Origin of the sequence: Schaalia sp. (assembly GCF_050312375.1) — a bacterium.
In the GTDB taxonomy this organism is placed as follows: Bacteria; Actinomycetota; Actinomycetes; order Actinomycetales; family Actinomycetaceae; genus Pauljensenia; species Pauljensenia hyovaginalis.
On record NZ_JBNOYB010000029.1, the window covers coordinates 1 to 8287 of the forward strand.

The 8287-nt window shown below is 67.4% G+C and carries 7 protein-coding genes; 1 reads left to right on the forward strand and 6 read right to left on the reverse strand.

Features of this window, described 5'->3' with window-relative positions; translation table 11 throughout:
* Positions 1-58 precede the first annotated feature (58 nt).
* The 5 genes from ACQY7V_RS02125 to rbfA form a co-directional block, all read right to left on the reverse strand.
* Positions 59-2425, reverse strand: a complete 2367-nt coding sequence (locus ACQY7V_RS02125) for a polyribonucleotide nucleotidyltransferase (RefSeq protein ID WP_428638675.1) — start codon at positions 2423-2425, stop codon at positions 59-61.
* Between the two features lie 252 nt (positions 2426-2677).
* Positions 2678-2947, reverse strand: coding sequence for a 30S ribosomal protein S15 (gene rpsO / locus ACQY7V_RS02130; RefSeq protein WP_184452326.1), 270 nt, complete (start codon positions 2945-2947; stop codon positions 2678-2680).
* Positions 2948-3140: 193 nt separating this feature from the next.
* Positions 3141-4130, reverse strand: coding sequence for a bifunctional riboflavin kinase/FAD synthetase (locus ACQY7V_RS02135; RefSeq protein ID WP_154478732.1), 990 nt, complete (start codon positions 4128-4130; stop codon positions 3141-3143).
* Complete coding sequence (gene truB / locus ACQY7V_RS02140) at positions 4127-5284, reverse strand: tRNA pseudouridine(55) synthase TruB (RefSeq protein ID WP_428638677.1); 1158 nt, start codon at positions 5282-5284, stop codon at positions 4127-4129. Before truB ends, ACQY7V_RS02135 begins: the two co-directional genes overlap by 4 nt.
* A 2-nt stretch (positions 5285-5286) precedes the next feature.
* Entirely contained in the window at positions 5287-5841 is a 555-nt protein-coding gene (gene rbfA / locus ACQY7V_RS02145) for a 30S ribosome-binding factor RbfA (RefSeq protein ID WP_428638679.1), read from the reverse strand.
* Positions 5842-6693: 852 nt separating this feature from the next.
* Between rbfA and ACQY7V_RS02150 the strand changes: the two genes are divergently transcribed.
* Positions 6694-7521 carry an endonuclease domain-containing protein gene (locus ACQY7V_RS02150; protein WP_235361376.1) on the forward strand — a complete coding sequence of 276 codons (828 nt, stop codon included), beginning with the start codon at positions 6694-6696 and terminating at the stop codon, positions 7519-7521.
* A 239-nt stretch (positions 7522-7760) separates the two neighbouring features.
* Here ACQY7V_RS02150 and ACQY7V_RS02155 read toward each other — a convergent pair.
* Positions 7761-8287: hypothetical protein (locus ACQY7V_RS02155; RefSeq protein WP_428638681.1), on the reverse strand; the 527-nt coding region annotated here is incomplete at its 5' end.

The window sequence follows — 8287 nt, forward strand, 5'->3', positions numbered from 1 at the left end:
TCGCTCCCGGCCCTCCGCAGTCGAATCGGACGCTCAGCGCCTCATCGGAATCCGAGGATCAGTCCTCGCTCGGATCCGACGCCGGCGCCTCGCCCTCGTCCTCGCGCTTGCGGCGCGTACGGGTGCGCGGGCGGCGCTCACGGCGCTCGGAACGTTCGCGGCGCTCCGCACGCTCCGGGCGCTCGGACTTCTCCTCACCGGCGGCCTCGGCCTCGGCGGCGGCAGCGGCCTCATCGAGGACCGCGTGCAGGCTCAGCTTGCCGCGATCGCCGATCTCAGCGATCTCGACCTCGACCTGCTGGCCGACCTGAAGGACGTCCTCGACCGACTCCACGCGCTTGCCGCCGACCAGGCGGCGCACCTGCGAGATGTGGAGCAGGCCGTCCTTGCCCGGCGTGAGGGAGACGAAGGCGCCGAAGGAGGTCGTCTTCACGACCGTCCCGATGAAACGCTCGCCGACCTCGGGCATCTGCGGGTTCGCGATCTGGTTGACCATCTGGCGCGCGGCCTCGGCGAACTCGCCGGAGGTCGACGCGATGTAGACGGTGCCGTCGTCCTCGATCGTGACGTCCGCGCCCGTGTCCTCCTGGATCTGGTTGATCATCTTGCCCTTCGGGCCGATGACCTCGCCGATCTTGTCCACCGGGACCTGGACGGTGATGATGCGAGGAGCATTCGGGCTCATCTCATCGGGGCCGTCGATCGCCATGTTGATGAGGTTGAGGATCTCGAGGCGCGCATCGCGCGCCTGGGCGAGGGCCCCGCGCAGAACCTGCGAGTCGATGCCGTCGAGCTTCGTATCGAGCTGAAGGGCCGTGATGAAGTCCTTCGTGCCCGCGACCTTGAAGTCCATGTCGCCGAAACCGTCCTCGGCGCCGAGGATGTCGGTGAGGGTCACGGCCTTCTTCACGCCGTCGACCTCGCCGGTCATGAGGCCCATCGCGATGCCCGCGACGGGGGCGCGCAGCGGCACGCCCGCCTGGAGGAGCGACAGGGTCGACGCGCACACCGAGCCCATCGAGGACGAGCCGTTCGAACCCATCGTCTCCGAGACCTGGCGGATCGCGTAGGGGAACTCCTCACGCGAGGGCAGGACCGGGATGAGGGCGCGCTCGGCGAGATCGCCGTGGCCGATCTCGCGGCGCTTCGGGGCGCCCACACGGCCGGTCTCACCGGTCGAGAAGGGCGCGAAGTTGTATTGGTGCATGTAGCGCTTGGCGGTCACCGGCGAAAGGTTGTCGAGCTGCTGCTCCATGCGGAGCATCGCCAGGGTCGTCACGCCGAGGATCTGGGTCTCGCCGCGCTGGAAGAGCGCCGAACCGTGAACGCGCGGCAGGACCTCGACCTCGGCCGACAGCGAACGGATCTGACGCGGGGTGCGGCCGTCCATGCGGATCTCCTCGCGGAGCGTGCGCTGACGGATCGTGTACTTCTCGAGCGAGCGGAAGGCGGCCTTGAGCTCCTTCTCCTGCTCGGGGTGCGACTCGGCCAGAGCGGCGAGCATCTCGGCCTTCACGGCGTCGACGGCCTCGTCGCGGGCGAGCTTGCCCTCGGTGAGCAGCGCCTTCGCGAGCTTGTCGCCCACCCAGGACTCCACGGCCGCGTACTGCTCATCGGTGTAGTCGATGAAGAGCGGGAACTCGGCGGTCTCCTTCGAGGCGGACTTGGCGACCTCGATCTGGGCCTCGCACAGGACCTTGATGAAGGGCTTGGCGGCCTCGAGGCCGTCGGCCACGACGTCCTCGGTCGGGGCGGTCGCGCCGGCCTGGATGAGATCCCACTGGTTCTTGCCGCCGCCGGCCTCGACCATCATGATCGCGACGTCCTCGGAGCCGTCCTCGGCCGTCACGATGCGGCCGGCGACGACGATGTTGAAGACCGAGCGCTCGAGCTCTGACCAGCGCGGGAAGGCGACCCACTGGCCGTCGATGAGGGCGAGACGGGTGCCGCCGATCGGACCGGTGAAGGGAAGGCCCGCGATCTGGGTCGACATGGAAGCGGCGTTGATCGCCAGGACGTCGTAGGCGTCATCGGGGTGGACGGTCAGGACCGTCTCGACGACCTGGACCTCATTGCGCAGGCCCTTGACGAAGCCGGGGCGCAGCGGGCGGTCGATGAGGCGCGCGGCGAGGATCGCCTCGGTGCCGGCGCGGCCCTCGCGGCGGAAGAAGGAGCCGGGGATGCGGCCCGCGGCGTAGGCGCGCTCCTCGACGTCGACGGTGAGCGGGAAGAAGTCGAACTGGTCCTTCGGGTTCTTGCCGACGGTGGTGGCCGAGAGGACCGTGGTCTCGTCATCCAGGTAGGCGAGGGCGGAGCCCGCGGCCTGCTTGGCGAGACGGCCGGTCTCGAAGCGCACGGTGCGCTTCCCGAAACGGCCGTTGTCGATGATCGCCTCTGCGGCGATGATGTCGGAGCCTTCCATCATGGTGGCTTTTCTCCTTTTCGAAGGGGGAAGGGACTTCGCGCCTCGCTTCGGCCTTCGATCGAAGTCCACGGCGTCGATCCCACCGATCCCAGGATCGGGGAGGTCCGTGAACCACTGTCGAAAACCGGCGGCTCGTGCGCGATCGATGAACGGGATTCGGCGGTACTTCTCCATGCGCCGGGCGCGCCGTTCACAGCGCCCCGCGCATAGTGCTCCGGCCCGGTCCCCGACGGGGGATCGGGCCGGACGGGCTCAGCGGCGCAGGCCGAGACGCTCGATGAGCGAGCGGTAGCGCTCGATGTCGATCGAGGCCAGGTAGCCGAGGAGACGGCGACGACGACCGACGAGCAGCAGGAGGCCGCGACGCGAGTGGTGGTCGTGCGTGTGGTACTTGAAGTGCTCGGTCAGATCCTTGATGCGCTGGGTGAGCAGCGCGATCTGCACCTCGGGGGAACCGGTGTCGCCCTCGTGGGTCGCATACTCGGCGATGATCTGGTCCTTGACGTCCTTGCTCAGCGGCACGGGCTTCTCCTTCAGTCACTCGTTGCACGGAGCGCCGGGGCTTGTCCCCGCCGCTTGGAATCCGCGGCCGTTCTGACGGCCTTTCAAGGCTAGCACGGGCCCGGCGCCCGACTTCAGCGCAGGTGACGCCCTTCACGGCCCAGAGCCTGTGCGATCCGACACTCGCGCGGGCGCGTCGCCCTCGTCCCCCCGCTCAACGAGCGGTCACCGCAGCGGGATCCACGCGCGTCGCCACCGCGATCCCCAGGACGTAGGCCGTCTGCCTCAGATCGTCATCCATTCGCCGGAGCAGATCCTCAACGGAGTCGAAGGACATCATCGAGCGGATCCGCGCGACGAAGGTCACCGCGATCCTCTCCCCGTACAGGTTGAGATCCGAACGGCCCAGCACGTGCGCCTCGACCGTCCGCTCCACGCCCTCGAACTGCGGGTTCGTGCCCACCGAGATCGCCGCGGGGAGGAACTCCGCCGACTGGGTGCCCGGCACTGCCCGCACCAGCCACCCGGCGTACACGCCGTCACCGGGCACGACGCCCTCGATGCCGCCGCCCAGATTCGCCGTCGGGAAACCCAGCTCGCGCCCCCGTTTGAAGCCGTGCTCGACCGTGCCGCGGATGCGATGCAGGTGCCCGAGTACCCGCGCGGCTCCCGCGACGTCACCGACCTCGAGCAGTTCGCGCACCCAGGAGGACGACCAGCGCCGGCCCTCCGGCGCCTCGATGTCCGTCACCATCGTCACGTCGAAACCGTAGCGGCGCCCCAGTTCGCGCAGGGTGTCGACCGTGCCCGAGTTCCCCCGTCCGAAACGGAAGTCCTGACCGACGACGACCTCGATCGCGCCGAGGCGATCCACGAGGAACTCCTCGACGAACTCCTCGGCCTCCAGGGAGTACACCGAGGCGTCGTAATGGACGACCAGGGTCCCGTCGAGACCCGAGGCCGCCATCGCATCGAGCCTGTCGCGCAGGGGCGAGATGAGTTCGAGCCCCAGCTCGGGCCGGTGCACCTGGGTCGGATGCGGATCGAAGGTCACCGCCACGGCCTCGGCCCCGCGGCGCGCGGCGCGCTCCACGCAGGAGGCGACCACCCGGCGGTGCCCGTTGTGCATCCCGTCGAAATTGCCGATCGTCACCACAGAACGCTGGTCGCCCGGCACCTGTGCGAGCTCGTACCAGATCTTCATTGCGCCGCTCCTTGGAAGACGGTCAGTGTGGCGAAGCGCCCCTTGCGCGCCTCGAGCAGGCCGAGGACCTCTCCCGCCGCGTTGAAAGCGCCGACGATCCGCTCATCGCGGTGTCCGGGGATCGTGTTCGCATCTTCCACGGGCCGCGATGGGGCCTGGCCGTGGGCGAAACGTCCCGCTTCTCGCTCATCGAGGACGAGGGCGGGGAAGAGCATCCGAACCGCATCGGCCAGGGGGATGAGGCCCGGAGCGGGCTCGGGGTCGCACGGCCCGCCGCAGGGCGAGGGCTCACCGCGCGGGGCCGATGGGCGGGTTTCAGTCCGGCTCCCGCCCTCGAGGGCGGTCGCTCCGCCGCCGGGAACGACCGCTTCGGCGCCGAGAACCGCCGTTTCAGCGTTCGGAGCGCCCGTTTCAGCGCCGCCTCCCGGCTCCCCGCCGAACGCACGTCCGGCTTCCGCCTCGAGGTCCGCGAGCGGCCTCGCATCCTCGAGGGAGAAGACGCCGACGCGCGTGCGCCTCAGGGCCGTCAAATGCGCGCCGCACCCCAAAGCCTCGCCGAGGTCGCGCGCAAGCGCACGCACATACGTTCCCGAGGAGCACTCCACCTCGACATCGACATCGACCACCCCGATCGGCCCATCGGGGCCGTCGAGCACCGCGCCTCGCAGGGGCGACACCCTTTCGAAACGGTGGACCGTCACGCTGTTCGCCGCCAGCTCGACCTCCGCGCCCTCGCGGACCAGTGCGTAAGCCCTCTTCCCCGCGATCCTCTTCGCCGACACGGTCGAAGGGACCTGATCGATCCGGCCCCTCAGCTCCCCCATCGCAGACTCGAGGGCGCCCTCGTCAATGGACGCGCACCCGCGCGCCTCGAGCAGCTCGCCCTGGGCATCATCGCTCAGAGTCGTCGCACCGAAACGGATCGTCGCCGTGTACGACTTCTCATGGCCCGTGATCCACGTCAGCAGCCGGGTCGCCTTCCCGACTCCCAGAATGAGGACGCCGGTCGCCATCGGGTCGAGCGTGCCCGCGTGACCCACCTTGCGGGTATGCGCCATCCTCCGCATGCGTGAAACGACATCGTGGCTCGTCAGACCCGAAGGCTTGTCAACGACGACGATCCCGGGAACCGAGCGATCGGGGCGCTTCGCCATCGTCAGCGATCGCCGCCCTCGTGCGCGTCGGTCTTTTCGTCGTCCTCATCGACGGCGGCTCCGTCCTCGGTTCCATCCTCGGGTTCGTACTCGCTTTCGTACTCGCTTTCGTACTCGGCGGGGGCGTCCTCGAGCTCATCACCCTCATGGCGATAGGGGTCCTCCTCGCCCGCGTACTGCGCCCCTTCGGCGAGCCTGGCGATCTCCTCATCGCGAGCCTTCGCCACCGCGAGGGCGCCTTCGATCGCCGCGGCCGATTCCGGCAGCGCATCGAGGAGGAACTCGATCGAAGGGGTCAGGCGAATGCCCAGCGCCTTGCCGATCTCGGAACGGATGATGCCCTTCGCGGATTCGAAGGCGCGAGCCGTGGCCTTGCGATCCTCATCATCCCCGAGCACGGTGTAGAAGATCGACGCGTGCTGAAGATCGCCCGTCACACGCACATCCGTGATCGTGACGAAACCCAGGCGCGGATCCTTGATCCGCCGACCGAGCATACTGGCGACGGTCTGCTGGATCCTGTCTTGAACCTTGCGTCGACGCGATTCGTCCGCCATGTCTCCTCCTGGATAGCTGTGGCACCGGGCTCGAAGTTCCGAACCCCCATGGTACGGGCCCGGACGGAAGTATTCATATTGCGTTTCCCGAGGACAGGGCCCGCTCGGGCCATCGGCCGGGCCGGCGCTTCCGCGCCCAGGAGCTTCAGGGCGGTAACGGATCGGATGCCTGCAGTCTTCGGCTCTCCCGCCCTGGGGTCACTCGGACCACGGGCCCCTCCGCAGGGGCGCCCGGACCTTCATCGCCAGCGACTCGGACCCCGCTACTCCTCTGCCGGCCCCGCGCTGGCAACAAGTCGGACCCCACCGCACCCCTGTCCAGCCCGCCCTGACAACAAGTCGGACGTCTCCCCGGCCTGCGCTGGCAACAACTCGGACATTGCCATGCACCTCCTCGGATATTTCCCCAATTCCTCTTCAGTTCGTCCGATTTGCCGCCACCTCCGAAATCCAGAAAGTCCAACTTGTCGTCAGACCCCACCAGCAGAGAGTCCGACTTGTCACCACCTCCAAAATCCAGAGAGCCCGACTTATCGCCAGACCCCACCAGCAGAGAGTCCGACTTGTCACCACCGCTTGGATGCCGGAACTTATCCACAGACGGGCGCACTCCCCTATCCCGCTTCTGTCATCCAGTCGCATCCTCGGTGCATGGAAGCTCTCCCCATCCGCGAGGTGCTCGAGCATCTCCATATCACCGGTCGCTCTCGGGAGCGTCGAGACCGCATTCAAGTCCCCTGCATTCGCATCGCTCGCGGCGCATATCTTGAAGGCCCTTATCTGGAATCCCTCGACTCCAGATGGAAGAAGCGCCGCGCTGTTGAAATCGCACGGATCTTCGCCGTCGCACGCATGAGACCCTCAGCAATCGCCATCGGTCGCAGCGCGCTGCTCATCCACGGTCTCGACCTTCCCGAGCCACTCGAGGCAGAGTTGCGCGGGAGCATCGCATTCGCTCGATCATCCACATCATCACGGGCTCCTCTCGAACTGCCCGCGGTCATCCTGGGCGTCGAAGTCGTCGCTCCGAAGATCGAAGTGCGATTCACGGATGTCGCCCACACTCGAGTGCGGGCGACGCGCAAGCACGGCGTGCGCGTTCAGAGCATCGCGCACGCGACCTTCTCCGCAGCATTCCTGCACCCGCCGCGAATGGCGTTCATCCTCGCCTGTTTCGGGTACCGAGCGCTGCTCGATCTTCGACCCGGAGAACGTCCGCTACCCGAATCGACGCGATCCCTCAGAGCATCCGCGCTCGACGCGCTCGCACCTCTGCCCACTCGGTCCGCACGCCGTAAGCAGGCGCGGAAGATCCTCGCAACAGCAGATGCCGGCTGCGAATCGATCGGAGAGGCATGGCTCCTGTGGCTCTTGGTCGAAGCGGGAGTACGCGGAATCGAAACCCAAGTCCACGTCGAGGTCCGCGGGACGCATGCCTTCATCGACATCGCGATCCCCGAACTCGGACTCGCAATCGAATTCGACGGACGTGCCAAGTACGGCTCGACCCTGGAGGAGGTCCACCGATCCGCAGAAGCTGAGAGACGCCGGGAGCGCCTCCTCGTCCAAGCCGGATGGACGGTGATTCGCGTGCGCTGGTCAGACCTCCATCGTCCGGATAGCGTGGTCGAACAGATCCTGGACATCATTTCCGCGCGCCGCAGGATCGCCCGAAGGTGACGGGCCGCGATTCAGACAGACGACTTCCACGAGATACGAGGCGATGAGGACTCCGCCCCCCTCGCCTCCCCGGCCCCCTCGCCCTCACCTCGGCAACAAGTCGGACACCTCCCCAGTTCACTCGCCCTCACCTCGGCAATAAGTCAGACACCTCCCCAGTTCACTCGCCCTCACCTCGGCAACAAGTCGGACCTCGCTGCTCCCTTGTCCGCCCCGCACCGGCAACAAGTCGGACATTGCTATACGTTTCTTCGGATATTTCCCCGAATCCTCTTCAGTTCGTCCGGCTTGTAGTCAAAGCCAGAAGTCAGAAGGTCCGACTTGTAGTCAAAGCCGGAAGCCAGAAGGTCCGACTTGTAGTCAAAGCCAGAAGCCAGAAGGTCCGACTTGTCGCCAAGCGCCGCCACCGGCGCAGGCAAACCCGAGGACATGACGAGCCTGCTCGGAATGGCGAAGCGAAGGGGCTGAGTCAAGCCGCAAACAGACAAGACGGCACCCAACCGACAGCCCGCGACGCCCGAACAGACGCCCCCGCAATCAAAGGGGCGGAACCCGGGGGTGTCCTCCAGCACCTCTGCCGAACCACGCCCCGCCCACAAAGGGGCGGAAGCCGGGGTGTCCTCCAGTACCTCTGCCGAGCCATGCCCCGCCCCCAAACGGGCCGAACCCGGGGTGTCCCACAGCACCTCTGCCGAGCCATGCCCCGCCCCCAAACGGGCCGAACCCGGGGGGATGAAAGGGCCGGGAGCAGTGCGACTGTCCAGGG